Origin of the sequence: Sphingomonas sp. 2378, from assembly GCF_038084995.1 — a bacterium.
In the GTDB taxonomy this organism is placed as follows: Bacteria; Pseudomonadota; Alphaproteobacteria; order Sphingomonadales; family Sphingomonadaceae; genus Sphingomonas.
Window position 1 is genome coordinate 1 of sequence record NZ_JAXCMJ010000152.1, and the last position, 279, is coordinate 279.

The window sequence follows — 279 nt, forward strand, 5'->3', positions numbered from 1 at the left end:
CGACCCGCAGTTGATCGCCAAATACCAGCGGCGCTTTCCAGGCTTCGATGAGAAGATCGTGTCGATGTACGCGCGCGGCATGAGCACCCGGGAGATCACCGCGCACCTGCACGATCTGTACGGCATCGACCCCGGCCTTCGCCGGGGCAGGCTGTGTCGCCCGATCCGATCTCGACGGTGACCGACGCCGTACTCGACGAGGTGGCGATCTGGCAGCAGCGGCCGCTGGATCCGGTCTACCCGCTCGTCTTTTTCGACGCCTTGCGGGTGAAGATCCGC

At 65.2% G+C, this 279-nt stretch carries 1 pseudogene; it reads left to right on the forward strand.

What is annotated here, in order from left to right:
- A pseudogene (locus tag SM191_RS19705) lies at positions 1-279 on the forward strand (transposase); the annotation flags it as partial.